Consider the following 23,034-nt stretch of genomic DNA (forward strand, 5'->3'; position numbering starts at 1 on the left):
ATAATACCGTCAGGGCACCAGCACGACCTTGCCGGTCGAGCGTCGCTCATCCAGCAGCCGGTGCGCCTCGCCGGCATGGCCGAGCGAGAACCGGCCACCGATCGCGACCCGCAACCGGTCGCTCGCCGCCAGCTGGAACAGTTCCGACAGGCTCGCCCGCAACACCTGCGGCGACAGCAGCGGCAGCAGCGCGAAACCCCTCAGCGACTGGTTACGGCCGATCATGGCTTCCAGATCAGAAGGTTCGAGCCCATAGCGGCCGAGTGCAGCGAACACCAGTTCGCCGCCGGGCGCCAAAGCCTGCAGTGACAAAGCCGTCAGCGCGCCGCCAACCGTGTCGTAGATGATGTCTGCACCCTCCCCGCCTGTCAGCGCGCGGACGCGCGCGGGCCAGTCCGATCCGATGTAATCGACGGCGGCATCGGCGCCGAGCGACAGAGCAAGCTCGATCTTGCCCGCGCCGCCGGCGGCCGCGATCACCTTGGCCGCGCCCTTTGCCTTAGCAAGCTGGACAAGCAGCGATCCGACGCCACCGGCAGCGGCAGGCACCAGCACCGTCCTGCCCTCAGGCGGGCTCTGGCGCGGCAAATGCAGTGCCGTCAGCCCCTGCACCATCAGCGCTGTCGCTTCCTCGAAAGAGACGTCATCCGGCAGCGGCACGGTCAGATCGGCTGATATCGTGACCTGCTCGGCATAGCCGCCATAAGGGCGCTGCGAGGCAAACAGCGGCGCCGCGACACGTCTCCCCAGAAGCGCAGCATCCACGCCTTCGCCGACGGCCTCGACGATACCAGCCACTTCCACGCCGGGAAACATCGGCAGTTGCGGCGTCACCGCGTAGCGGTCCGCGCGCATCAGCACCTCGAAGAAGTTGATGCCGGCGGCGTGAACGCGGACCAGCACCTCGCCGGCCTGCGGCACCGGCGCCGGCAGCTCGACGACCTCCAGCACCTCGGGGCCGCCGAAGCGGCTGAATTGAACGGCTTTCATGGCAAACTCCGATCGCACTGGCATCGGCGGTGGTTTGCCACTATCTGCGAGGCCGCGACTACACACTCATTTCTCCCCTGCTGACCAGGAGGTGACCATGGCCGGCCCAGCCAGCAAGATGCCGATCAAGCGACTGCCGATGCTGCCGGCGGAGCGCGCGCTGAAGGTGATCGCCGGGCGTTGGAAGGCGGTCATCCTCTACCATCTCTTCGATGGTCCAAGGCGGCTGTCGGCGCTGAAGGCGATGATGCCTGGCATCACCCAGAAAGTGCTGATCCAGCAGCTGCGCGAAATGGAGGAGCATGGCCTCGTCAGCCGCGAGATCTTCGCCGAAGTGCCCGCCCGCGTCGAATATTCGGCGACCAGCCTCGGCCTCAGCCTCGAGCCGATCCTGCTGGCGCTCTGCCAATGGGGCCAGCACCATGCTGATGCGCTGGACGAGAAGCATCGTCTCGCCGACTGCATCATCCGGCCGCGGCAGGCGCAGCACGCGCTTATGGCCTAGATCGAATTGACTTGCCGGGTTGCCGACGCCGGCTGCCCGTCACAGATTGTCTGCAGAAACGGATCGGCAAATGCACCGCATAGCTTCGGGCGAACTTTATCGGACCTACACTCTTGGTGACCTGCGCATCACCGCCTTGCGCGATGGCTACGTCGACATGCCGGTCGGGCGGCTTCGGCAACGCGGCGACAAGCCGTTTGGCGATGAGTTGCCCGAACAAGTCGCGTTGGTTGGCGGCCAACTCAGGCTTTCCGTCAACGCCTTCGCGATTGACGATGGACATGAGATAACACTGATCGATACCGGCGCTGCGAATGCCTGGCACCCGACCATGGGCCGGCTTCCCCAGGTGCTGGACGAAGCCGGCATCGATGTCGAAAAAGTCCGTACCGTCTGCTTCACCCATACGCATCTCGACCACATCCAGGGTCTTGTGCTTGCCGACGGCCGGGACGCTTTTCCGCGCCTGGTGCGCCTGCTCGTTCCCAGGCAGGAACTCGACCTCTTCCGCACCGAAGCGCGGCTCGAGCGGTTTCACGACATGGCGGAACCGTTCGAGGCCGGAGACCGTCTCGGGACCCATGTCGACATTATCGGCGCTCACGGCCATGAAGTGGGTCACAGCTGCTTTCGCGCTTCGAGCGGCGGCGAGAGCATTTTGATCTGGGGCGATACCGTTCACGTCCCATCGCTGCAGTTCGATCGGCCCGAGGTGACGTGGGAATTCGATACGGATCAGGACCAGGCGCGCGAGAGCCGGTTGCGGCTGCTGGCCCTTGCGGCGGACGATCATTACCTCGTTGCCGGCGCGCATTTGGACTCGCCCGGCATTGGCCGCGTCGTCCGGTCGGGCGGCAGCTTTCGATTTGAGCCGCTATAACTAGAAGGGCGGCGCAAACGCCGCCCCGTATCCCTTGGCATTGCGCGCCTTCTTCAGCGCCTTGCCCACCAGGCGAAATCATTGACCAACGCCGTGGCCGCCTGGTTTAGGTGCTCAAGGTCTTCGAGCTTCTTCTCGCCCTGATGGACGGCCAGGAAGTCGCGCCAGGATATGGACGGCGGACTTGCCCGGCGCAACCGTCAACCGATCTGAATGCGGCGCGTCACCTGTCCGTTGCTCTCCCAGTAGGTGTGTTTCTTGGCGATCCACGGATCACTCATCGCCGGCTGGATGTTGCCGCTCGTATCGATCGCGCGTGAGGTGACAGTGTGCTCCCCGGCGGAAGGTTTGGGCCAATCGAGAGACCACATCTTCCAGGCGAACTCCGCCTTGTCGGCGTCGTCGATGGTCGCCGGCATCCACGGCCCATCGTCGATCTTCACCTCGACCCGGTCGACTGGCGCGCCCCAGGCGGCTCCGACGATTCGGTAGTCGTTGCCGATATGGGTAACCCTGGCCGGTGCCGATTTGAGCCTTGCCCGTCCGACGGAGGTTTCCGCCCACACGGTCTCGCCATTATGGTCTTCCTCGCGGACCGTGACGTAGTCGCGTCCCATGAACCGGCTCTCGAAGCGCTGGTCGCGCACGTCGATGCGCTTGAGCCATTTCGCGTTCGCGATCCCGTACCAGCCCGGCGCTATCAGCCGCAGCGGGAAGCCGTTGTCGGGCGGCAAAGGAGCGCCGTTCATCTCGTAGCAAAGGATGTTTTTTGGATCCATTGCTTCGGCGAGCGACATGCTGCGCGCGAAATTCTGCTTGAACGTGACCTCGTCGGCGCGTTTGATCTCACCTTCGTCGGCGCCCCAGAAGACAACCTCGATGCCGCTGTCGTGAACCCCGGCCTCCTTCAGGATCGGAGCGAGCGGCGTACCCGCCCAGCGGGCATTGCCGATTCCGCCGTTGAAAAACGGCAGGCCGGTATTGCCCGAACATTCGATCGTGAAGGTGACTTCCTCGCGCGGCCGGGACTTGATGTCGGCAAGCGTCAGGGCCATCGGCTTTTTGACCAGCCCGCCGATTTCCAGCTTCCACGTGCTTTCCTCGATGACCGGCCGGTTGAAGTGCGCGATCGAAAAGAATTTGTCGTTGGGCGTTACCCAGGCATCGAGATCCTCCCAGACGAGCTGATTCTTGATGACCTGCGGAACCGGATTCGGCGGCAGTTGATCGAGCCATTTGACGACTTCCTCGCCGGGCCGTGTCGGAAAAGCGTAAGCCCGCGAGGCATGGAGAGCCGCGATTGCGGCAACGGCCACGCTTCCCTGGATAAGTTCTCTGCGTTGAAGATGAGGCATGCTGTTTCCCTCCCAGTTGATCCGGAACGGGCTGCAGCGTGCTATTTGGGCCGTAGCCTGATCTCGGACAGGCGCACAAAGAAACGACTTCCACCCGGAAATATCCGGATGGGTCATGCAATCAGCGACGCGTCTCAAGCATGTGAGGCATTGGGCGAAACTCTTGCTTGGGTTTCGTGCTTGAAGAGTGCGCCCTGAAAAAGGATGTGTCCACAACTTGGACGGGATATGATGACCTTGCGGCCGATTTACGCTCGTTGCGGCTCGGGACCCGCTTCTGGCGCGATGTGTTCGCTCTGACGGTGCCGGTCTAGCTAGGGGGCACTAAGGCCTCTCACCGCCCGCCCTTGGCCTTGCCCATAGGCGTTCGGGCTGGTGTCGGGCGTGTGGCAATCGGATTGCTAGCGGCTACCGGCAACCGGCAACCGGCAACAAGCGTTTCACAATTGAAAAGGGCGGCGCAAGCGCCGCCCCATATCCCTTGGGAGGACAATTCGACCGGCGATCAGGCCGCCTTGATTTCCTCGTCGACCACGTCGGCATCGCGCGCCTTCTTCAGCGCCTTGGCCCACCAGGCGACGTCGTTGACCAGCGCGGTGGCGGCCTGGTTCAGGTGGTCGAGGTCTTCGAGCTTCTTCTCGCCCTGGCGCACGGCGAGGAAGTCGCCCCAGGCGATATGGACGGCCGACTTGACCGGCGCCATCTGCAGTTCGACGGCATGGAGGCGGAGCTGCTCGACGGCGCGGGCGCCGCCGACGCTGCCATAGCCGACGAAGCCGGCCGGCTTCTTGTTCCACTCGTTGGCGGCGTAGTCGATGGCGTTCTTCAGCACGGCCGTCGGGCCGTGATTGTATTCGGCGGCGGTGAAGATGAAGCCGTCATATTCGGCGACCTTCTTCTGCCAGCGCTGCGCCACTTCGTTGGTCGACGGTACCCATGCGGAAGAGGCGACTTCGTCGAAGAAGGGCAGCGGGAAATCTCTGAGGTCGACGACCTCGACATCGATGTCGGCATGCGACTTGGCGATCTTGGCGATCCATTGCGTGGGCACATCGGCGAAGCGCGCGGCGCGCGTCGAACCGACGATGATGGCGATTTTCGGCTTTGACATGGGGGGCTCTCCATTCCGGTAATAAGCTGGTATCATTTAGATACCGGCGCTATATGAGATACTGTCAACTGCCGACGCAAGGAGGCACCGTTTTGTTACTGAGGCACCCGCACAACACCGAAGACTGTCGCGCGATTTCGGAAATCCTGCAGCGCGTCGGCGACAAATGGACCGTGCTCGTGGTCGGCAAGCTTGGCCACGGACCACTGCGTTTCAACGAGCTGCGTGCCGCTGTCGGCGGCATCTCTCAGAAGATGCTGACCACCACCTTGCGCGGCCTGGAACGCGACGGCTTCGTCACCCGCACCGTGTTTCCGACCATTCCGCCGCGCGTCGACTACGAACTGACCGAGCTCGGTCACGAACTGTTGATCCCGGTCAGCGCGCTTGGCGAATGGGCACGCAGGAACACGCAGCGTGTGCGCGAGGCACGCGAAAAATTCGACGTCATGCATGGCTGAAACCCTTGCACGGCAAGGAATCCAGAGTTTTGCGTTGAGCGGAATTGCCTGGACGGCAGGGAAGTCGTGGTCCTCTTGACGCGGGCTCGCAACTTTGTCCTAGGGCGCCGGTGGCAGACCAGCACACACGCTATTTTGAGGACGACAATCGCGGACCAAAAGCAACTCCTTCAGCTTCTCGGCGCCAGGCCATCGCAGGGCGCCGTGCTCAGGGCACACATGTCGCGGCCGGCTTCCGGTCACCCTTGTCGCCTTGCGGGCATGCGATGGGCCGAAGGTCGTTTTTGACTTCGGCATAGGCGGTTACGCCGAGCAGGCAGACCAAAGCGACAAGGGCTGCCACGAGCCAGCTGTTCAGTATGTGTTGACGCATTGTCTCTCCCCCAACGCCGGCACGATCGGGCGTGAAAGCAACCATTGAATGTCGCGGAGCGCATCGCTGGAACGGGCGATGTTACAATTGCCCTGCGCTGGAAAAACGGGACGCGAGAATGGGCTCGTCAACCCTCGGCCGGAACGGCCTTCGGCTTGCCCTCGCCGTCCAAAGCCACCATGACGAAATCGGCGTGGGTGACTTTTTCCATCAAATCGGAGAGATAGCGCTGCGCCCAGGCTTCGACCTTGAGCGTCATCGAGGTGCGGCCGACGCGTTCGACATGGGTGTAGATGCACAGCGTGTCGCCGATCTTCATCGGCTTGGCGAAGGACATCTCCTTGACCGCCGCCGTCACCACGCGGCCCCTGGCGCGTTCGGCGGCGCGGATGCCGCAGGCAAGGTCCATCTGCGCCATCACCCAGCCGCCGAAGATGTCGCCGGCGGCGTTGGCGTCCGAAGGCATGGCCAGGGTGCGCAATGTGAGGTCTCCGATCGGCCGTCCGTCCGCGTAGTGCACCATGCGAGAAATCCCCCGAGGTCGAAGGCTTGAGATCGACTGCCCTCGATCCCGTAGCGTCATGGCGCGGACGCGTCAACGCGCGCCGGGCAAAGCTTCGCCTGGCTGCTAGAAGTAGCGCACCAGGTTCGAACGGATGCGATCGAGAACCGTGTCCCCGGAAAGGTCGGGAACGAATGCCTTGCCCGTGATCGCCTCGTAGGCTTGGGCATAGATGCGCGAGGCCTGTTCGACGATCTCGTCTGGAATCCTGGGGATCGGGTCCTTGTAAGGATCGCAGCGCGCCGCCACCCAGGAGCGGATGAAATCCTTGTCGAAACTGTCCGGCCGCGTGCCGCTGGCCAGTGCCTGTTCATAGCTCGCCGCGATCCAGTACCGGCTGCTGTCGGGCGTATGGATTTCATCGGCCAGGATGATGGTGCCGCTTCTGTCTGTGCCGAATTCGTATTTGGTGTCGGCAAGGATCAGGCCGCGCTCGGCGGCACGCGCCTGGCCGCGCGCGAACAGCTTCAAGGCGTAATCCGAGACGGTGTCCCATTGCGCCTGCGTGAGCAGTCCCTGTTCGAGGATCTCCGCCCTGGACAGCGGCTCGTCATGGCCGCCATCCGCCGCCTTGCTCGTCGGCGTGATGACAGGCTCGGCCAGCTTCTCATTGTCGCGCAGGCCGTCAGGCAGGCGCATTCCATACATCTCCCGCTCGCCGCGACGATAACGGGTCAGGATCGAGGTGCTGGTGGTCCCCGCCAGATAGCCGCGCACGACGATTTCGACCGGCAGGATGTCGAGCCTCGTGCCGACAACGACATTCGGGTCGGGATATTCGAGCACATGGTTCGGACAGATATCAGCGGTTTCCTCGAACCAGTAGCGCGCCGTCTGGGTGAGGATCTCGCCCTTGAACGGGATCGAGGTCAGGATGATGTCGAAGGCGCTGAGACGGTCGGTGGCGATGATGATGCGCCGCCCGTCGGCCAGATCGTAATTTTCCCGGACCTTGCCCTTGTAGTAACCCGGCAGTTCGGGAATGAACGCATCCGACAGGGTCCGCATATGATTTCCTGCCTTCCGCAGAGTGGCCAGAGCAATCGAATGCCCTCGCATAGGCTGTCGACCCCATGCTTATCAAGCGCGATTGTCGATATTCCCCGCAACTCGACCTCGCATTCCAGTCGCATTTTTCACAACGCATGCCGGAAGGCCCGGCGACGCGGCGAACCCCTCGCGTCTAGGCTGCGGCCAGATTTCCGGAGCCGCCCGTTTCAATCATGCAGACTTTTGACTTCATCATCGTCGGCTCCGGCTCGGCCGGCTCCGTGCTCGCCGACAGACTGTCGGCCTCGGGCCGCTTCTCAGTTCTGGTGCTGGAGGCCGGCGGCACGGACCAGCGCTTCTACGTGCAGATGCCGCTCGGCTACGGCAAGACGTTCTTCGATCCGGCGGTCAACTGGAACTACAAGACGGAAGCCGACCCCGGTCTCGGCGGCAATGTCGACCACTGGCCGCGCGGCAAGCTGCTCGGCGGCTCGAGCTCGATCAACGCCATGGTCTGGATCCGGGGTGCGCGCGAGGATTTCGACGATTGGCGCGCCGCCGGCAATCCCGGCTGGGGCTATGACGAGCTGTTGCCGATCTTCAAGGCGCTCGAGGACAATGAGGCCGGCGCCGACAAATGGCGCGGCACCGGTGGCCCCTTGCACATCAGCGACACGGCCAACGCCGTCCACCCGCTGACAAAGCGTTATCTCGCCGCCGGCCAGCAGGCCGGCCTGCCGCTCAACCCCGATTTCAACGGCGCTGCCCAGGAAGGCGTCGGCACCTACCAGATCTCGACCAAGAATGGCCGCCGCATGTCGGCGGCGCGCGCCTTCCTGCGCCCGGCGATGAAGCGCGGCAATGTCCGCGTCGAGACCAGCGCGCTGGCCAGCCGCATTCTGTTCGAAGGCAAACGCGCCGTCGGCATCGAATATCTCCAGAACGGTCAGACGAAGACGGCGCGGGCCGGCCGCGAGGTGATCCTCTCCGCCGGCTCGATCAACTCGCCGCAGCTGCTGCAATTGTCGGGCGTCGGCCCCTCGGCGCTTCTGAAAGGGCTGGGCATCGCTGTCGTCCACGCCAACGAGAATGTCGGCGCCAATCTGCAGGACCATGTCGGCATCAACTACACCTTCAAGGGCAAGGTGCCGACGCTCAACCAGATCCTGCGTCCCTGGTGGGGCAAGCTGCTGGTCGGCATGCAGTACATACTGACGCGCTCGGGGCCGCTATCGCTGTCGATGAACCATGGCGGCGGTTTCTTCCGCACCGACCCGGCGTTCTCGCGCCCCAACATGCAGCTCTATTTCCAGGCCTTCTCGACCGTCATCCCGAAGAGCGGCGAGCGGCCGATCCTGACGCCGGATCCCTGGCCGGGCTTCTCCATCGGCCTGTCCAATTGCCGCCCGTCGAGCCGCGGCGAGATCATGATCCGCTCCAGCAATCCACTGGACTATCCAAAAATCACCGCCAATGCCTATTCGACCAATGCCGATGTCGAGGAGATGCTGGCGGCGGTGAAGTTCGTGCGCAAGATCGCCTCGATGCCGGCCATGGCCGAAATCATCAGGGAAGAAGTCCTGCCCGGCCCGTCGATCCAGTCCGACGCCGACCTGATCACGGATTTCAGGAAGCGCTCCGGCACCGTCTATCACCCGGTCTCGACCTGCCGCATGGGGCCCGATCTCACGCGCGCCGTCGTCGATCCGCGCCTGAAAGTGCACGGGCTTGAAGGCTTGCGCGTCATCGACGCCTCGATCTTTCCCGACAACATCACCGGCAACACCAACGCCGCCTCGGTCATGACCGGGTGGAAGGGCGCCGAACTGGTTCTGGAGGACCAAAAATGAAGATCACCGACGTCAAGACCTGGGTTGTCGGCAACCCGCCGCCCGGCATCGGCGGCAAGTATTTCATCTTCGTCAAGCTGACCACCGATGGCGGCGTGGTCGGTTATGGCGAAGCCTACAACGCCACCTTCTCGGCCCATGTCACGGCGAAAATGGTCGAGGACATGGCCGAGCGCTATCTCGTCGGCCGCGATCCGCACGACATCGAGAACTTCTTCCGCCGCGCCTATTCCTCCGGCTTCACCCAGCGCCCCGATGTTTCCGGCATGGGCTGTTTTTCGGCGCTCGAAATGGCCTGCTGGGACATTATCGGCAAGGAGGCCAACAAGCCGGTCTACAAACTGCTCGGCGGTCAGGTGCATGAGACGCTGCGCTCCTACACCTACCTCTACCCGCACACCGGCAGTGTCCATTCCGAGGACGCGCCGGACGGCAGGAATGTCTACAACGACCCCGAAATGGCGGCGGCCTGCGCGCTCGAATATGTCGAGCAGGGTTTCAATGCCGTCAAGCTCGACCCGGCCGGTCCCTACACCGCCTTCGACGGCCATCAGCCGCGCCTCATCGACATCGACGTCTCCACCCGCATGGTCAAGGCGATCCGCGAGGCGGTGGGCAACCGTGCCGACATCCTCTTCGGCACGCACGGCCAGTTCACCGCGTCGGGCGCGCTGCGCATGGCCCGCGCCATCGAGCCCTACGATCCCTTGTGGTTCGAGGAGCCGGTGCCGCCCGACATGCCCGAAGTGATGGCGCAGGTCGCCCGCGCGACCTCGATCCCGATCGCCACCGGCGAGCGGCTGACGACCAAGTTCGAATTCGCCCGCGTCATCGAAAACCGCGCCGCGACCATATTGCAGCCGGATCTCGGCCGCTCCGGCGGCATTCTCGAAACCAAGAAGATCGCGGCGATGGCCGAGGCCTATCACATTCAGGTCGCGCCACACTGCTATTGCGGGCCGATCGTCGGTGCGGCCAACATCCAGCTGGCGGTGACGTTGCCCAACTTCCTCATCCTGGAATCGCTGAAGCAGTGGGACGGCTTCCACGCCACGCTCCTGAAGAAGAAGATCGAGTGGCAGGACGGCAACGTCATCCCCTCGAAGGAACCGGGGCTGGGCGTCGAGCTCAACGAAGCGGTTTGCGATGCGCATCCCTACACCGGCAAGGGTCTGCATCTGCAGATGATGCAGACCCCGTTGATGCCGTGAGCGAGAGCTACGCCTTCATCGGCCTCGGCCATCTCGGCGGCAACCTTGCCGCCAGCCTGATCCGCAACGGCTTTGCGGTCACTGTCTTCGACCGCGACTCGGCTGCCGTCGAGCGCCTCGTGGCGCTCGGCGCCACCGCAGCCGACAGCGCTGCCGACGCGGCGGCGCGGGCCGGCAACGCCATCACTTGCCTGCCCTCGCCCAAGGTCAGCGAAGCGGTGCTTGCCGGACCCGGCGGCTTGCTCGAGGGCTTGCCCAAGGGCGGCACCTGGATCGAGATGTCGACCAATGGCCGCGACGAGATCGTGCGGCTTGCCGCCCTCGCCTCGGGTGTCGAGACGCTGGAGTGCCCGGTCACCGGCGGCGTGCATCTGGCGGCGGCCGGCAAAATCACCGCCCTGGTCGGCGGCGATGCAGCCCTTTACGAACGCCATCGCGCGGCCATCGAAGCAATGTGCGCACGTTCCTTCCTGATGGGGCCGATCGGCTCGGCCGCGGTGATCAAGGTGATCACCAACATGCTGGCTTTCATACACCTCGTCGCCGCCGGCGAAGCGCTGATGCTGGCCAAGCAGGGCGGGCTCGACCTCGCCCAATCCTACCACGCCATCGTTGCCTCCTCCGGCAACAGCTTCGTCCACGAGACCGAAAGCCAGCTCGTCCTCAACGGCTCCTATGACATCGGCTTCACCATGGACCTGGCGCTGAAGGACCTCGGTTTTGCGTTGGGCATGGGCAAGGATTTCGGCGTGCCGCTGGAGCTGGCATCCCGCGTCAATGCGATTTTCGAACAGGGCAAGGCGGCCTATGGCGGCAGCGCCTGGTCGACCCGGATCGTCAAATTGCTCGAAGATGCCGTCGGCACCGACCTGCGCGCGCCTGGTTTTCCAGCCAGACTGGAAATCTGACCGGAGACCGGAAAACCAAGCAATTTCATCTGCTTGAATCGATAGCCGGATTCAGTTTCGAAGAGACTTGAATCAATCTGGCAACGCCTTGATTCAATATCTGAGCGTCAGCGCGCCAGGCAGGATCTCGAAGGTCGCCGGTATGCGTCCGGGCGACTCACCGTCTATGTCGACCAGCGCGCCGTTCTTTTCCACATCGTCGAGCGGTTCGACAACCACTTTCTTGCCGCGCAGGATCGTGATCGCCGGATGGTTGCGGTGCCGGCCGCCATAGAGCAGGCGGATATCCCAGATCAGCTTCAGCTTGCCAGCCGCGCGCAGGATGACGATGTCGAACTCTCCGTCGGTGAGCTCGGCATCCGGCGCGATCATCATGCCGCCGCCGAAGAACTTGCCGTTCGCCACCGCCACCAGCGCCATGCGCGCCTCGACCGGCGCGCCGTCGTCGACGGTGATCCGCACATGCTGGAAGCGGTAGCGGATGAACTCGACCACGGTGCGCCACAGGAACAGCGCCTTGGCCGACATCTTGCCCTTGCGCTTGTCGGCATTGACGGCGCGGTCAGTGGCGCCCGACAGGCCAAGGCTTGCGATGTTGATGAAGTGGCGGCTGGCCAGTGCGCCATGGTCGTCGATGTAGCAGATGCGCCCGGCATCGACCTTGCGGCCCTCTGCCCCGGCGATCCGCTTCAAGGTCGCGTCCACCGCTTTCGGCAGGCCAAGACCGCGTGCGAAATCGATGCCTGTGCCGCATGGCAGCAGGCCAAGCTCGGTCGTCCTGCCGCTCTCCTCGAATGCCTGCAGCAGCCCGTCGGCCACTTCGCTGGCGGTGCCGTCGCCACCGGCGGCGATCACCAGGTCGAAGCCGTTTGCCGCGAGGTCGATGGCCAACCGTTCGGCATCGCCCTCGGCCTGTGTCTCGCGCAGCTCGAAATCGCCGAAGTGCTTTTTCAGCGAGGCGGCAACCTCAGGCCAATGCCGCTTCAGCCGGCCGCCACCGGCTATCGGATTGAGAACCACCCCGACTTTCAATACGCACCCTCCCCGGCGCCGGACATCCATGTCCGATCGTTTGCCGGCATTGAAGCCCGCGCCCGGCGGCGGAGCAAGGGGCGCTGTCGATCCGAGCGCCGAAAAGAGGGGACGGCTGTTTAAGGCAGCAGGCACCGAAGGTCCCGGGCCCTCGCCAAACGGTCCCCGATAATCCCGCTATCCACAGGCCCATGGCCATTCCCCAGGGCCCTTACCCGGCGTACGTTAAACCCATCTCAGGCGGCCACCGATCGCCAAGCCGAAAGGCGAAAGTGAAAGGCGGATTTCCTGAGGCCCGTACGGCCCGGAGCGAGAGCAGGCTTGCCTGTTTCGAGGGACGGTAGCCGAGACCTACGGGGCCGCGGAAAGCGTGCCAACGCCGACGGCGGACCGATGCTGCCATGAAGGACGGCAAAAACCTTCGATGGCACGCAGGGCAAAGCCCGCAAGGGCCAAGACCAGCGTGGTCTGGAACGGACACTGCCTTGGGGTGGTGGCTGGCAGGACCGTCAAAATCAAGGCCGGCATGGCGCGACGACTTTACGGAAGTTGCTGCCGCGACCGTGTCCTGATCTGACAGGGAGGCGCTGGGAGAAATCCCGGCGCCGACTGTCGTTTTGGCCCTTGATCTCCTTTGCTGGCGATCTTGCGGGCGCCGCTTCACCGCGCGCTAAAATCGGTTAGTATCCCAACGTCGTCAGAGTCCGTTTTAACGGGCTCGTAGGAGGGGGATACTTCATGACGCTGATCCAGAAGCTTGCCGTTGCCTATGCTTTCCTGTTCTTCGCGGTCGTCGCCATCGGCTACATACCGGCGTTCAACGATGCCAACGGCAATCTGTTCGGCCTGTTCTCGCTGCAATGGTATGACGACCTGCTGCACGCCTTCTCCGGCGTCTGGGCGCTGGCCGCCGCCTTCATCTCGCATCGCCAGGCAGTGTTCTATTTCAAGCTGTTCGGATCGGTCTATCTGTTCGACGGGGTGCTCGGGCTGATCACCGGCTCCGGCTGCCTCGATGCCGGCATCTTCATCAACGGTTTCCGCTCCCTCAACGACATCGAGTTCCCCACCCGCTTCTTCGCCAACCTGCCGCATCTCGTCATCGGCGGCTTCGCCGTCTATGTCGGCTTCTGGCTGTCGAAGCGCATACACGACCACTTCGCCACGGCCTGACCGGCCATGTTGCTGTTCCGCTGGCTGAAGCGCGTCATCAAGACGATCGTCTGGCTGATCGTCATCATCATCCTCATCCCGATCGTCGGGCTGAGCTACGGTTTCCTGACGACGCCGTCGCTCGACAAGACGCCGCTGCCCGGCATTGCCGATGGCGCGCCGCCCAAGGCGCTGGCCGACAATGTCCGCGCCGAAATCCCCGGCTACCAACGGCCTGAGGAATCGACCTTCCTCACCTATCCCGAATGGGCAATTGTCTACGCCGCGCGCGAATATGCCGGCTTCGTCGCCAAGGACCAGCCGAGCGGATTTCCCTATTGGTCCTATGTCGGCCGCTTCTGGCAGGACTACGCCACCGTGATCCGCGCCAGTTCCCCATACAAGTTCAACTATGCCAACCACCAGATGCTGGTCATCATCGGCACCAGCCACTCGATCGAGCACATATTGCAATGGGCCTATGAGAACACGGTCGGCCGCGTCACCGAGGCGACATCGGCCAAACGCACCGCCGCCGACATCTACCAGGCCAAGGTGGCGGCGGACTACGCCGCCTTCCTCGACCAGGTGCCGTGGTACCAGTTCGCCTATGCCGAAAAGCGCGCCGGCCTGTTTGCCGTGCAGCCGGCGCCGGGCGACAGCTCCGTCCGCACCAGCGAACGCAAGCTCGCCTTCGGCCTCGCCGACACCATCAAGCAGGGCTATGCCGACCTGATCAAAAAGGCGCTCGCCGCGACCTCCGACCCGGCCTTCCTCGACATCCATGTCTGGGCCAAGGGCCCGGTCGGCGAAGCCACCCGCAACGAGCCCGACACCTTGCTGGAGCGCGACCTAGGTGCTGACGGCACCATCTTCGTCACCAAGCGCTATCAGGTCTTCACCGACATGATGCCGCGGCTGATCGACAAGGGCGTCTCCTTCGTCGAGATCGGCGGCAATGACGAGATCATGGTCACCATGCTGTCGACCGACTCGATCGCCGTCCCCGAAGGCATGCGCATCCTCTTCAGCTATCCGCTGCCGGCCGATCCTTCGACGCGCCGCACCGGCATGGTCGTGGCCGTGCGCAAGCTGCATCTGGTGCTATCGTCGCTGATGAAGGCCGGCGCCAAGCTCGAACACGTCTACGATTATTGAGGCCTTTCGGCCACGCCCGGCCAAGATCAGACGCGCGGCCATGCTCATTCCACAATCGCGGCCAAATCCCGCCTTGTTCGCGCGCGATGGAATGGTGCACGTTGCCTGACGGGCGACATGCACCTGAATGGGCTGCCGGGGGGCATCTCGAAGGGACAAGACCGTGATCAAGACCGCCCTTGTCGCCATGACCATTGTCGGCTGCGACTGCGACGCCAAATTGTGCGAATATATCGGGGAGACGCCTGCCAAGTGGTCGACCATCGCCGAATGCGAAGCCGCGATGAAGAGCCAGATCCTGCACCAGCGCAATTTCGACTATCCGCTGGTGTCCGGCATCTGCCGCCCCAAGGGTTCGTCATCCTCCTCGCAACTGGCCGCCACCGCATCCCGCCCGGAACTCAAGCCCGCCAGCAGGATCGTGCGAACGGAAAGCCCGCTGCCTCCGGAACTGAGCCATCGGCCGAGCGTGCCCGTCGGCTCGCCGACGACGACCGTCGACGCGGATGCCGCCCGGCCCGTCGCCTATGAACAGGTGGTCGATGGCGGAACCGGCGTGCTCTACCGCACCAAGAACGGCTATGCCGTGGTCAAGACCGATCTTGGCCGTGCAGCTTCCGCGACCGCCGATGCAGCCAAACGCTCAGTGAACTGGCTGGCCGGCCTGGTGCCAACGGGGCTTTAGTCCCTTTACATCTTGAGCTTCAGGCTCTCCCAGAATTTGTCGATCAGCGGCTGTTCGGTGGCCAGATCCCCGCTGCCGACGCGCGTGACGAACAACAGCCCCCGATCGGCCAGGCCGTAGCCGACGATCTCGAAATACGCGGTGTCGGTGCGCGTCTTCACCTCGGCGCGGATGCCGGTGAGTTCCTTGCCGTCGGCGAGCTTGCGCGTCGTCGGCTGCTGCGTCAGCGTCGCACCGGCCTGCACCGATTCCCTGGTCATCTCCTGCAGCATCAGCTGGTTGAGCGACACCGGATTCATCTTGCCGTATTCCTGCACGACGACGATCGTGCCCAGCGCCGAAGCCATCAGATATTGCGTGATGTTCTCGCCGAGATCGGTCTTGGTCACCGAAATGCCGGTCGGATGGACGAAGGAGAAGCTACCGCCTGAAAAGGTGGCGAAGTCGTTGCGCTCGAGCGTCACCTTGCTCTGCTTGCCGCCGGGCAGCGTGATGGTCGTGCTCTCGCCGGGATCGATATCGACCGCCACGCCGTCGATGGTCAGCTTGAAGGCCTTGAGGTCCTCGGCCCCGGCCGGTCCAGCGCACAGCGCGATGAGAGTAAGGGCTGCCGCCGATAGCATGCGCATCGATTGTTCTCCTGCTTCCTACGCCACCCCGCTCAGCGCCTTGATGGCACGGTAGAAGGTCGAGGAAAACAGTTCCGTCGGGTCATAGTGCCGCTTCGCCGCAAGGAAGGCCGGCAGTTCGGGATAGGAGGCCAGCAACTCCTTGCCCGTATAATGTAGCTGGTAAGGTAGGAAGAAGCGCCCGCCATGCTTGATCGTCACGTCGATTAGCGCCCGCGTCAGCGCCCGCATCTTCGCATTGCCGTCGGTATCGGTCGGCTGGTTGATGTAGAGCACCAGCGAATAGGCCGGCTCCGGCGCATAGGTCAGCGCCACATCCTCCTTATGGACGATGCGCACCGAGGCATTGAGCACCGGCAGGGACTGGTTGCGCAGGATCTCGCGCGCTTCGGTGATGAACTCGACATAGGCGGCGCGCGGAATGAAATATTCGTGCAGTATGTCGGTCTCGTCGTTTAGATCGTTGAACAGATACGGCACCGAATCGTGCATCGGGTTGTTGCGGGTGACGAGGCAGGCCTCGCCTTGCGCCATTGCTGTTGTGCGCGCCACGGTGCAGTTCTCGAATTTCGGCTCAAGCGTCTTTTCGGTGAACCACTTCAGCTCCTGGAACACGCTGCCCCATTTCGCCAGATTGATGATCACCCGCTTCAGCCCGACCGAGCCCGGCTCGCCGATATCAGGCTGGTCGGTCGGCGGCTCTTCGGCCACCTTGTCGTAGCGATAGACGATCATGTCCTCGAGGAAATTGCCCGGTGCCGTCGACAGATGGCCGTAGAACAGGCCGATATCCTTGTTCGGCTCCAGCACATCGGCAAAAAACTTTGGGAAATCGTCGGATTTGATGATTTCGCGCGAAGTGCGGTAGACGGCATTGTCGACGATATCGAGCGTTGCCTCCACCACCACGCCGAACAGGCCGTAGCCGCCGACGACATGGCGGAACAGCTCGCTGTTCTGCGTGGCCGAGCAGGTCGTCACCGACCCGTCGGCCAGCATCATCCGCATCGAGCGGATCGAGCCGGCAACCGAACCCGCCTGGTGGTCCATGCCATGCGCGTTGACCGACAGCGAGCCGCCGACCGAAAAAATGTCGGTCGACTGCATCGCCTTTACCGCGAAGCGCGGATGCAGCAGGTTCTGGATGTCGTGCCAGCGCGCGCCGGGCTGCAGCGTCATGGTCCTGGCCGCCGCATCGACGCTGACCTTGTTGAATTTCTTGAGGTCGAGCACCAGCGCATTGTCATCGAAGGCATGGCCGCCCATCGAATGACGGACAGCCGCCAGCGACACTTTCAGCCCGTTGGCATGGGCAAAGGCCAGCGCCTTGGCGATATGGTCCTCCTCGCTGACCTCGACGACGCCATAGACCGGCGTCCGCGACAGGCCGCTGGCATCGTTGATGTCGCCGCCCTTGGCCGACCAGGGCAGCGAGGGGTCAAAGGCCGGCGGACTGGCGATCGGTTTCAGCGGGAGGGCAATGCCATCGATGTCGGCGATACGCCCGGCATTCTTCGGCCCCGACGGTCCGCGTGCCAGCCGCGCCATTGTTGTTCCGCCCCACAGCACCGCGCCGCCGACGACAGCCGCGCCGAGCACCAGCCGGCGCGACAGGCGAAACCCCTTCTGTTCGTCAGCCATGCGGATCCCCCGTTGGCCAAGGGATAGCGCGGCTCTTTGGCAAAAACCATAGGGGCGCCGTCGGGGCAGCGTTCCGCCACCCTGGCCGCCTGGCGGTGAGTGACCAAGAGCACGAAAATGGCCGATCCCCGAAGGAACCGGCCAAGATTGGAGCAGGGGCTGAAAAGTACGGTCAGCAGGTCTGCCGACGCATAACGCTCGCGGCTACGAAGCCTTCTTGATCGACGTCACCATGCCGGTCTTGTCATCGACGGTTACCGCCACCTTGGCGCCGACCTTCAGTTTGCCGATCTTCGCTTCCGGCGACAGCTGGTAGATCTTGCCGTCGTCGAGCGTAATCGACTTGGTCGTCGGATCGACCGCCTGGATGGTGCCCTGAACGGACGCGGCATAGGCCGTACCGAGGAAGGCGAGCAGAGCGGCGGTGGTTGCGAGGGTCTTTTTCATCGATAGCACTCCGTGCTGTTTCACTTTTCCGGGGCCGCCGCGTTGGGCAACGACAGCACCGAACGAGCCGACACTGGGCCTGAAAGTCTGCTGGCCGCAAATCACATTGAGTGACTTTTCGCAAAGGAAATCATAGGCTTAATTCTGACACATTGCTTGCGGCTGACGCGGTTTCCAGCCGTTTCGTTTGCCTCGACGAGCGCTGTTCGCCCACGAAAAGAATCGTTTAGGCGATTGCGGCGGGTGCATCGAGGCCATCACGCAGCCGCCATAATCCGCCCCGGATTGCATCACGCAACAGCCCGCTGACCTTCGGTTGATACAAATTTTGTTTCATGGACCAGCTCAACCGCCACCGCAAAAGCGGACAAAACTCGCGCCGTGGTTGCAAATTCGAAATGGATACAGGATCATTGCAACCGCAACGACGAGGGGGAACTCACCATGAAACTGGCAGTCCGAACCATGATATCCCTGATGCTGGTGCTGGCGCCGGGATTGGCCGGCGCACAAGGCGCTGAGCCAGGCGGCGACAAAACGGTTATGTTTGCTAGGGACGATCCCGAGATGGCGGTAGCGATTGCGAAGGCGCGTGCCAGCTTGGATGAGTTCCTGGCCCTGACCGAAGCGCCGCCCTCGGGGACGGACAGGTTCAAATTAAAGGTCGAGGTGCACGATGGGGATATCAGCGAGCACTTCTGGGTCATCCCGTTCCGACGCACCGAAACCGGCTTCGTCGGCATATTGGCAAACGAACCGGTAGCAGTGCGCAATGTCGTCCTCGGCCAGAACATAGAATTCACCAGGGACGATATTTCCGACTGGGGATACAGACGCGACGGGCGTCAAGTCGGCAGCTTCACCGTCTGTGTGATGTTCAAGAGAATGTCTAAGGAAGAAGCAGACACCATGCACGAGGAATCCGGTTACGATTGTTGATCTTATGCCCGGTCGGATTAGCTTGCCTCGTCCTTCGCCCCGATCTTGCGCACCAGCGCCGCCGTCGCCAGCATGGCGCCCATGTCGGAAATCATCGGCGCGACATGCCTGGTGTAGTCGAGAGGCACTGAAATCTCCGGCAGCTCGAAGAAGTTCTTCGCCTGCGGCAACAGCAGGAAACCGTCGCCGCCGTTGAGCGCGACGCGGGCCGGATCGTCGGGCCAGGTCTCGCCGAGCCATTTCAGCGCCTGCGCCAGACGCCCGGTCACCAGCGGCCGCGCCGCCTCGACATTGTCGGTGCGGAATTCGTAGGCCGCGTCGAGAAATGGCTCGCCCGACGACAGTTCCTGCAGCTTGGACCCGAACAGGCCGCGGAAAAAGCCGACGACCGCATTGGTCCGCCGCGTCGCCACCAGGATTCCCGGGAACGGCTCGATGGCCTCGAAAGCGACGATGACGCCCTTGAAGGCCGTCGATGAGCCCTTGCCGGTGCCTTCGCGCAGTTCGGCTTCGTAGAGCTCGAACGGGAACCCTTCGTAGCCGCCGGAAACGACATCGTCGAACGTTTGCCGGTTGAAAGGCCCGACCGCCTCGCGCGGCAGCCGGTCGAACGAGTTCGGTCTGCCGCCATGTTGGTAGCCGATGTCACGGATGAAACCGAAGATGATCGGCAGCAGCGTTTCGCGGAACGATTGCTGCAGCCGCGTCGCCGGCTTCATGGCTTGGAAATACAGCAGGATCGAAGCGGCAAGGCCGATGACATAGAGGAACACATGCGGCGTCGAGAACCATTGCTCGTTGGGGTCGGCGACCTTGTTGAACAGCCAGGCGATCACCGCCACGGCCACCAGCACCAGCCCGACGAACAGCGGCACCCGCCAGCGCACCTGCCGCACCGCCGAAGCCCGCGCCGCCTCATAGATCTCGATGTTTTTCCGGATGCCGGCGATGACAGCCTCATCAGGCATGAAATCCGCTGCTTCCACCGCCACCCCCTCGCCTCGACAAGTTCATGATAGCTGGTTTTGTCGGATGTATCGACTGCGGTGCCACCTCAACAGATGCTCGCGCTGCCCCTCATCGCCCTGCCGGGCACTTTTCCCCGCAAACGGGGCGAAGGACGCCGTTATCGATGGTCTCGCCAATTGCCAGCGTTGCAAGTGGAGCGCCGCCGGCACGGCTAAACTCCCTTCTCCCCGTCACTATACGGGGAGAAGGTGCCGGCAGGCGGATGAGGGGCAGCACGACGCTTGTAGAATAGTCTCGCCGCTTGCAGCTCTAAGGAAAGATTGCTCTCAACCGTCTTTCAATCTTTCCCCTCATCGCACCGTCCAACGCCTCCACCGGCACAAGCCGCTCATGATCTCCGTCCCGCAGCCGCAGGAACGGATGCACCTGGTAAGCCGCAACAGCACCGCGCGTCCCCTCCTCCGCGCTGACATCCGCGACAAAAATCCCGCCAATGCGCCCCGGCCATGGCTGGCGGGCGAGCGCAGTGCCGAGGAAATCGCCGAGCCCATAGGCGACGACAGTCTCGCCGATCCGTTCCACCGGCTGCACCACATGGGCGTGATGGCCGGCGATCAGCCCGACGCCCTGCCCGGCCAGGCGCCTCGCCAGCGCCTTCGTCCCGGCCTGCGGAAAATGCCGGAACTCCCAGTCCCAATGCGGCACGGCGCAAATAAGGTCGAACCCGCGCGGCCAGCGCTCTGCATCGCTGCCCATCGACACACGCCCGGCAAACAGGCTCTCATCTGCATTGCACCATAGCGTGAAGGCCGCGAAGCCGACATTCAACAGCCCGACCTTGACCGGCTGCACCGAGCCATCGGCGGCAAGGCCTATGCTGCGGATGCCGAGCCGCTTCAGCGCCGCCACCGTCTCGTCGAAACCGGCGACGCCCTGGTCGAGCACGTGATTGTTGGCCAGCGACAGCACCAGTCTTTCGTGCGCGATGCCGGCCACAGCGAGCGCCTCGGCCAGAAACCGCTCACTCATCGCATGATGCGTGCCGAGCTTCGTGCCGAGCACCGCGCTCGGCCTGCCCACGACAGGGCTTTCGCAATTGCCGATCACCAGATCGGCAGCGCCAAGCAAGGCCTTGATCGCCGGATCGCAGTGCGGCGCCCGGCGGTTGGCCACAGCCGAGATATCCCCGATGAAGGCCAGCCGCACCGTCCGCTTTGGCGGCGGCTCCATCAACCTCCCCGCCATCGGCGCAAACCCGCTGCCGTCACCGCCAAGCGACGGCTTCAGAAAACGCGGCAGCCAGGACAGTTTGTAGGAGAGCGGATAATTCGACACGCGACGCCCAATCGTTTGCCTTCTGTAAACCGTCCGCCGGGCGGGTTGAAGCGCATCCCTCGACAATCATGCAACGATGTGGACAGCGCATCGGCGCTGACGGGCGCGACGCCGCAAATAGCCGCAAATCTGTGTATGGTCGTCGGCGACAAATGCTTGGGAGGGAAAGATGACACGAATAGCAAGCCTGATGGCATCCGCATTCATTCTGCTTGTGCCGCTGTCTTCGGCGCAAGCCGCCATGCCCGAAGCGGCAACCGCGCTTTTCGAGGCGAAGACCGTCGCCGCACGCGACAGCGCCCTGTCGACGCTGGAGGCGGCCGCACCGAAAGATCCGGCATCGGCCTATGCCGCCGGCGCCGGTGAGTTCCGCACCGCACTGGAACTGCTCGCCAGCGGCCTGCACCGCCACGGTTTCGAAAGCCCGCAATCCTTCATGCTGCCGCTGATGCAGCTGCCGGTGCCCTCCAATCCCAATCCCGAGCCGCTGACCTACGAAGAGTTCCGCGCCATACTGGTCGCGTTCCGCGACAGGCTGGCAAAATCCGCCGCGACGCTGGGCTCGGTGCCGGCCGATGCCGATATCGGCATGGTCATCGATCTCACCCATGTCGGCATCGACCTCAACGAGGACGGCATGATCGCACCGGACGAAAGCATGGCGGCCATCATGGCCGCGCTGTCGCACGGCAGCATTTCGCAGGGCGATAGCGCACCGGTGCTGACCTTCCGTTTCGACCGCGCCGACGGCTATTGGCTGCAAGGCTATGCCGAGTTCCTGATGGCGCAGGCCGATTTCTGGCTGGCGCATGATTTCAGAACCACTTTCGACGGCTCCTTTCACATGCTGTTCCCGCGCGCCAAACTGCCATTGCAGGACATCCTGGTGCCGCCGCCCAGCGAGATGGGCTCCAGCATCTTCTCCTCGGAGTGGCGCATCGCCGATTTCATCTCGATGGTGCACATGATCAACTGGCCGGTGGTCGAGCCGGAGCGCCGCAAGGCCGCACGCCAGGAATTGCTCGAAATGATCCGGCTGTCGCGCGAAGACTGGAAGGCAATCCGCGCCGAGACCGACAATGACCGCGAATGGCTGCCCGGGCCGCAGCAGAAGGGCGAGAACCCGCTGACCGGCCTCGAAGTCGGCGAGGAGCAGGTGCAGGCCTGGCTGGCCACCTTGAGCATGGCGGAGGACCTGCTCGAAGGCCGCGCGCTGCTGCCGCATTTCCGCATCACCGGCAAAGGCATCAACATGAAGCGCTTCTTCGACGAGCCGAAGCCTTTCGACCTGGTGCTGTCGATCACCGGCCCTGGCATCGCGCCCTATCTGGAAAACGGCAGGATCCTGACCAGCGAGGATTTCGACCAGATCCAGCGCGAATTCGGCGGCGGCGGGTTTTTGACGTTCGCGCTGTGGTTTAACTGAGAACCTGGGTCCCTGCCCTCGCCAAGTGGTGAAAGGAACCCAGTATCCGCCGGGTCCGCCAGCAATTGCGGGAAAATCGTGAAACGGTTTTCCCGCAGAAATTACGTCAAACAAAAAGCTGGAAAAGCCATCGCTGGAGCCGCAGCAACCCGGCCATGGCGGCTACTATCAGTGCGTTCGATATCACGCCGATCGCGGTGGTCGTCCAGGCAATGTCGCCGGATTGGCCAAGGACAACGAACGGAAATGCAGCGGCGATGACGACAATCGCCGCGCACAATCCGAGCCAGGCCACGCCCGGCCGCTTAACCGACCGGCTGAGGAAATAGGCGATCCCGACCAGCAGGATCCGCAGCGGATCCAACATCTGGGCGATGACAATAGCAATCAGAAGCATGGATAAGAACTGGGACTGGAGTGCCAAA

Annotated in this window: 24 protein-coding genes and 1 pseudogene; 11 read left to right on the forward strand and 14 right to left on the reverse strand. The window is 63.3% G+C overall.

Annotated features, from left to right (window positions below; genetic code table 11):
- Positions 1-9: 9 nt before the first annotated feature.
- The gene (locus tag ACLGL5_RS32840; RefSeq protein WP_069092958.1) at positions 10-990 is read right to left on the reverse strand and encodes a quinone oxidoreductase family protein; all 981 of its coding nucleotides are present in this window, start codon (positions 988-990) and stop codon (positions 10-12) included.
- Between the two features lie 97 nt (positions 991-1,087).
- On the opposite strand from ACLGL5_RS32840, the gene ACLGL5_RS32845 reads away from it, so the two are divergent.
- Together ACLGL5_RS32845 and ACLGL5_RS32850 are read left to right on the forward strand one after the other, a co-directional pair.
- Positions 1,088-1,495 (forward strand): winged helix-turn-helix transcriptional regulator, encoded by a 408-nt coding sequence (locus ACLGL5_RS32845; protein WP_019860574.1) that lies wholly within the window; start codon positions 1,088-1,090, stop codon positions 1,493-1,495.
- A 70-nt stretch (positions 1,496-1,565) separates the two neighbouring features.
- A complete protein-coding gene (locus ACLGL5_RS32850; RefSeq protein WP_069092959.1) occupies positions 1,566-2,375 on the forward strand; it encodes an MBL fold metallo-hydrolase in 810 nt (269 codons plus the stop codon).
- On the opposite strand, the pseudogene ACLGL5_RS32855 reads toward ACLGL5_RS32850, so the two are convergent.
- The 3 genes and pseudogenes from ACLGL5_RS32855 to ACLGL5_RS32865 form a co-directional block, all read right to left on the reverse strand.
- A pseudogene (locus ACLGL5_RS32855) lies at positions 2,376-2,579 on the reverse strand (FMN reductase); the annotation flags it as partial.
- Positions 2,576-3,730 (reverse strand): sulfite oxidase, encoded by a 1,155-nt coding sequence (locus tag ACLGL5_RS32860; protein WP_019860577.1) that lies wholly within the window; start codon positions 3,728-3,730, stop codon positions 2,576-2,578. The gene ACLGL5_RS32860 and the pseudogene ACLGL5_RS32855, both read right to left, overlap by 4 nt.
- 505 nt (positions 3,731-4,235) lie before the next feature.
- Complete coding sequence (locus ACLGL5_RS32865) at positions 4,236-4,841, reverse strand: NADPH-dependent FMN reductase (RefSeq protein WP_019860578.1); 606 nt, start codon at positions 4,839-4,841, stop codon at positions 4,236-4,238.
- A 92-nt stretch (positions 4,842-4,933) separates the two neighbouring features.
- Here ACLGL5_RS32865 and ACLGL5_RS32870 point away from each other — a divergent pair, with 92 nt between their 5' ends.
- Positions 4,934-5,302 (forward strand): winged helix-turn-helix transcriptional regulator, encoded by a 369-nt coding sequence (locus ACLGL5_RS32870; protein WP_027047286.1) that lies wholly within the window; start codon positions 4,934-4,936, stop codon positions 5,300-5,302.
- A 208-nt stretch (positions 5,303-5,510) separates the two neighbouring features.
- Here ACLGL5_RS32870 and ACLGL5_RS32875 read toward each other — a convergent pair whose 3' ends face one another.
- The 3 genes from ACLGL5_RS32875 to ACLGL5_RS32885 form a co-directional block, all read right to left on the reverse strand.
- Positions 5,511-5,675, reverse strand: coding sequence for a hypothetical protein (locus ACLGL5_RS32875; RefSeq protein WP_019860580.1), 165 nt, complete (start codon positions 5,673-5,675; stop codon positions 5,511-5,513).
- A gap of 127 nt (positions 5,676-5,802) precedes the next feature.
- A complete protein-coding gene (locus tag ACLGL5_RS32880) occupies positions 5,803-6,198 on the reverse strand; it encodes an acyl-CoA thioesterase (protein ID WP_010911043.1) in 396 nt (131 codons plus the stop codon).
- A gap of 105 nt (positions 6,199-6,303) precedes the next feature.
- A complete protein-coding gene (locus tag ACLGL5_RS32885; protein ID WP_069092960.1) occupies positions 6,304-7,245 on the reverse strand; it encodes a phosphoribosylaminoimidazolesuccinocarboxamide synthase in 942 nt (313 codons plus the stop codon).
- 215 nt (positions 7,246-7,460) lie between these two features.
- Between ACLGL5_RS32885 and ACLGL5_RS32890 the strand changes: the two genes are divergently transcribed.
- The 3 genes from ACLGL5_RS32890 to ACLGL5_RS32900 are packed head-to-tail and all read left to right on the forward strand — an operon-like array spanning position 7,461 to position 11,196.
- Entirely contained in the window at positions 7,461-9,077 is a 1,617-nt protein-coding gene (locus tag ACLGL5_RS32890) for a GMC family oxidoreductase (protein WP_069092961.1), read from the forward strand.
- A complete protein-coding gene (locus ACLGL5_RS32895; protein WP_069092962.1) occupies positions 9,074-10,288 on the forward strand; it encodes a mandelate racemase/muconate lactonizing enzyme family protein in 1,215 nt (404 codons plus the stop codon). The genes ACLGL5_RS32890 and ACLGL5_RS32895 overlap by 4 nt, the downstream gene beginning before the upstream one ends.
- The gene (locus ACLGL5_RS32900) at positions 10,285-11,196 is read left to right on the forward strand and encodes an NAD(P)-dependent oxidoreductase (RefSeq protein ID WP_069092963.1); all 912 of its coding nucleotides are present in this window, start codon (positions 10,285-10,287) and stop codon (positions 11,194-11,196) included. Before ACLGL5_RS32895 ends, ACLGL5_RS32900 begins: the two co-directional genes overlap by 4 nt.
- A 93-nt stretch (positions 11,197-11,289) precedes the next feature.
- Here ACLGL5_RS32900 and ACLGL5_RS32905 read toward each other — a convergent pair whose 3' ends face one another.
- Positions 11,290-12,228 (reverse strand): diacylglycerol/lipid kinase family protein, encoded by a 939-nt coding sequence (locus tag ACLGL5_RS32905; protein WP_069092964.1) that lies wholly within the window; start codon positions 12,226-12,228, stop codon positions 11,290-11,292.
- A 738-nt stretch (positions 12,229-12,966) separates the two neighbouring features.
- Between ACLGL5_RS32905 and ACLGL5_RS32910 the strand changes: the two genes are divergently transcribed.
- The 3 genes from ACLGL5_RS32910 (at position 12,967) to ACLGL5_RS32920 (ending at position 15,223) form a co-directional block, all read left to right on the forward strand.
- Complete coding sequence (locus ACLGL5_RS32910) at positions 12,967-13,401, forward strand: membrane protein (protein ID WP_032931388.1); 435 nt, start codon at positions 12,967-12,969, stop codon at positions 13,399-13,401.
- Positions 13,402-13,407: 6 nt separating this feature from the next.
- Positions 13,408-14,538, forward strand: a complete 1,131-nt coding sequence (locus ACLGL5_RS32915) for a hypothetical protein (RefSeq protein WP_069092965.1) — start codon at positions 13,408-13,410, stop codon at positions 14,536-14,538.
- Between the two features lie 163 nt (positions 14,539-14,701).
- Positions 14,702-15,223, forward strand: coding sequence for a hypothetical protein (locus ACLGL5_RS32920; protein WP_027047289.1), 522 nt, complete (start codon positions 14,702-14,704; stop codon positions 15,221-15,223).
- Between the two features lie 5 nt (positions 15,224-15,228).
- Here the strand turns inward: ACLGL5_RS32920 and ACLGL5_RS32925 are convergent, their stop codons facing one another.
- From ACLGL5_RS32925 to ACLGL5_RS32935, 3 genes are all read right to left on the reverse strand, one after another.
- Positions 15,229-15,852 carry a hypothetical protein gene (locus tag ACLGL5_RS32925; RefSeq protein WP_019860592.1) on the reverse strand — a complete coding sequence of 208 codons (624 nt, stop codon included), beginning with the start codon at positions 15,850-15,852 and terminating at the stop codon, positions 15,229-15,231.
- Between the two features lie 18 nt (positions 15,853-15,870).
- On the reverse strand, positions 15,871-17,493 hold the full coding sequence (locus tag ACLGL5_RS32930) for an FAD-binding oxidoreductase (protein ID WP_069092966.1): 1,623 nt from the start codon (positions 17,491-17,493) through the stop codon (positions 15,871-15,873).
- Between the two features lie 204 nt (positions 17,494-17,697).
- Positions 17,698-17,940: a DUF1344 domain-containing protein gene (locus tag ACLGL5_RS32935; protein ID WP_027047290.1), complete on the reverse strand. Its 243-nt coding sequence runs from the start codon at positions 17,938-17,940 to the stop codon at positions 17,698-17,700.
- Positions 17,941-18,384: 444 nt separating this feature from the next.
- On the opposite strand from ACLGL5_RS32935, the gene ACLGL5_RS32940 reads away from it, so the two are divergent.
- Positions 18,385-18,879 (forward strand): YegJ family protein, encoded by a 495-nt coding sequence (locus ACLGL5_RS32940; RefSeq protein WP_069093515.1) that lies wholly within the window; start codon positions 18,385-18,387, stop codon positions 18,877-18,879.
- A 17-nt stretch (positions 18,880-18,896) separates the two neighbouring features.
- On the opposite strand, the gene ACLGL5_RS32945 is transcribed toward ACLGL5_RS32940, so the two are convergent.
- Both ACLGL5_RS32945 and ACLGL5_RS32950 read right to left on the reverse strand, forming a co-directional pair.
- Positions 18,897-19,847 carry a DUF3137 domain-containing protein gene (locus ACLGL5_RS32945; protein WP_171903310.1) on the reverse strand — a complete coding sequence of 317 codons (951 nt, stop codon included), beginning with the start codon at positions 19,845-19,847 and terminating at the stop codon, positions 18,897-18,899.
- A gap of 310 nt (positions 19,848-20,157) precedes the next feature.
- The gene (locus ACLGL5_RS32950) at positions 20,158-21,183 is read right to left on the reverse strand and encodes a CapA family protein (RefSeq protein ID WP_069092967.1); all 1,026 of its coding nucleotides are present in this window, start codon (positions 21,181-21,183) and stop codon (positions 20,158-20,160) included.
- A gap of 169 nt (positions 21,184-21,352) precedes the next feature.
- On the opposite strand from ACLGL5_RS32950, the gene ACLGL5_RS32955 reads away from it, so the two are divergent.
- The gene (locus ACLGL5_RS32955; RefSeq protein ID WP_069092968.1) at positions 21,353-22,609 is read left to right on the forward strand and encodes a hypothetical protein; all 1,257 of its coding nucleotides are present in this window, start codon (positions 21,353-21,355) and stop codon (positions 22,607-22,609) included.
- Between the two features lie 106 nt (positions 22,610-22,715).
- Here ACLGL5_RS32955 and ACLGL5_RS32960 read toward each other — a convergent pair whose 3' ends face one another.
- Positions 22,716-23,006 carry a hypothetical protein gene (locus tag ACLGL5_RS32960; protein ID WP_019860599.1) on the reverse strand — a complete coding sequence of 97 codons (291 nt, stop codon included), beginning with the start codon at positions 23,004-23,006 and terminating at the stop codon, positions 22,716-22,718.
- Between the last annotated feature and the right edge of the window lie 28 nt (positions 23,007-23,034).

Source organism: Mesorhizobium sp. U510, assembly GCF_059180695.1.

Excerpts from the sequence above, each read along its gene's own strand:
- ACLGL5_RS32875 (WP_019860580.1), bottom strand. The coding sequence starts at position 5,675 with ATGCGTCAACACATACTGAACAGCTGGCTCGTGGCAGCCCTTGTCGCT.
- ACLGL5_RS32910 (WP_032931388.1), top strand. The coding sequence starts at position 12,967 with ATGACGCTGATCCAGAAGCTTGCCGTTGCCTATGCTTTCCTGTTCTTC.
- ACLGL5_RS32850 (WP_069092959.1), top strand. The coding sequence starts at position 1,566 with ATGCACCGCATAGCTTCGGGCGAACTTTATCGGACCTACACTCTTGGT.
- ACLGL5_RS32865 (WP_019860578.1), bottom strand. The coding sequence starts at position 4,841 with ATGTCAAAGCCGAAAATCGCCATCATCGTCGGTTCGACGCGCGCCGCG.
- ACLGL5_RS32895 (WP_069092962.1), top strand. The coding sequence starts at position 9,074 with ATGAAGATCACCGACGTCAAGACCTGGGTTGTCGGCAACCCGCCGCCC.
- ACLGL5_RS32955 (WP_069092968.1), top strand. The coding sequence starts at position 21,353 with ATGACACGAATAGCAAGCCTGATGGCATCCGCATTCATTCTGCTTGTG.
- ACLGL5_RS32940 (WP_069093515.1), top strand. The coding sequence starts at position 18,385 with ATGAAACTGGCAGTCCGAACCATGATATCCCTGATGCTGGTGCTGGCG.
- ACLGL5_RS32915 (WP_069092965.1), top strand. The coding sequence starts at position 13,408 with ATGTTGCTGTTCCGCTGGCTGAAGCGCGTCATCAAGACGATCGTCTGG.
- ACLGL5_RS32930 (WP_069092966.1), bottom strand. The coding sequence starts at position 17,493 with ATGGCTGACGAACAGAAGGGGTTTCGCCTGTCGCGCCGGCTGGTGCTC.
- ACLGL5_RS32925 (WP_019860592.1), bottom strand. The coding sequence starts at position 15,852 with ATGCGCATGCTATCGGCGGCAGCCCTTACTCTCATCGCGCTGTGCGCT.
- ACLGL5_RS32840 (WP_069092958.1), bottom strand. The coding sequence starts at position 990 with ATGAAAGCCGTTCAATTCAGCCGCTTCGGCGGCCCCGAGGTGCTGGAG.
- ACLGL5_RS32845 (WP_019860574.1), top strand. The coding sequence starts at position 1,088 with ATGGCCGGCCCAGCCAGCAAGATGCCGATCAAGCGACTGCCGATGCTG.
- ACLGL5_RS32860 (WP_019860577.1), bottom strand. The coding sequence starts at position 3,730 with ATGCCTCATCTTCAACGCAGAGAACTTATCCAGGGAAGCGTGGCCGTT.
- ACLGL5_RS32935 (WP_027047290.1), bottom strand. The coding sequence starts at position 17,940 with ATGAAAAAGACCCTCGCAACCACCGCCGCTCTGCTCGCCTTCCTCGGT.
- ACLGL5_RS32885 (WP_069092960.1), bottom strand. The coding sequence starts at position 7,245 with ATGCGGACCCTGTCGGATGCGTTCATTCCCGAACTGCCGGGTTACTAC.
- ACLGL5_RS32890 (WP_069092961.1), top strand. The coding sequence starts at position 7,461 with ATGCAGACTTTTGACTTCATCATCGTCGGCTCCGGCTCGGCCGGCTCC.
- ACLGL5_RS32880 (WP_010911043.1), bottom strand. The coding sequence starts at position 6,198 with ATGGTGCACTACGCGGACGGACGGCCGATCGGAGACCTCACATTGCGC.
- ACLGL5_RS32960 (WP_019860599.1), bottom strand. The coding sequence starts at position 23,006 with ATGCTTCTGATTGCTATTGTCATCGCCCAGATGTTGGATCCGCTGCGG.
- ACLGL5_RS32945 (WP_171903310.1), bottom strand. The coding sequence starts at position 19,847 with ATGCCTGATGAGGCTGTCATCGCCGGCATCCGGAAAAACATCGAGATC.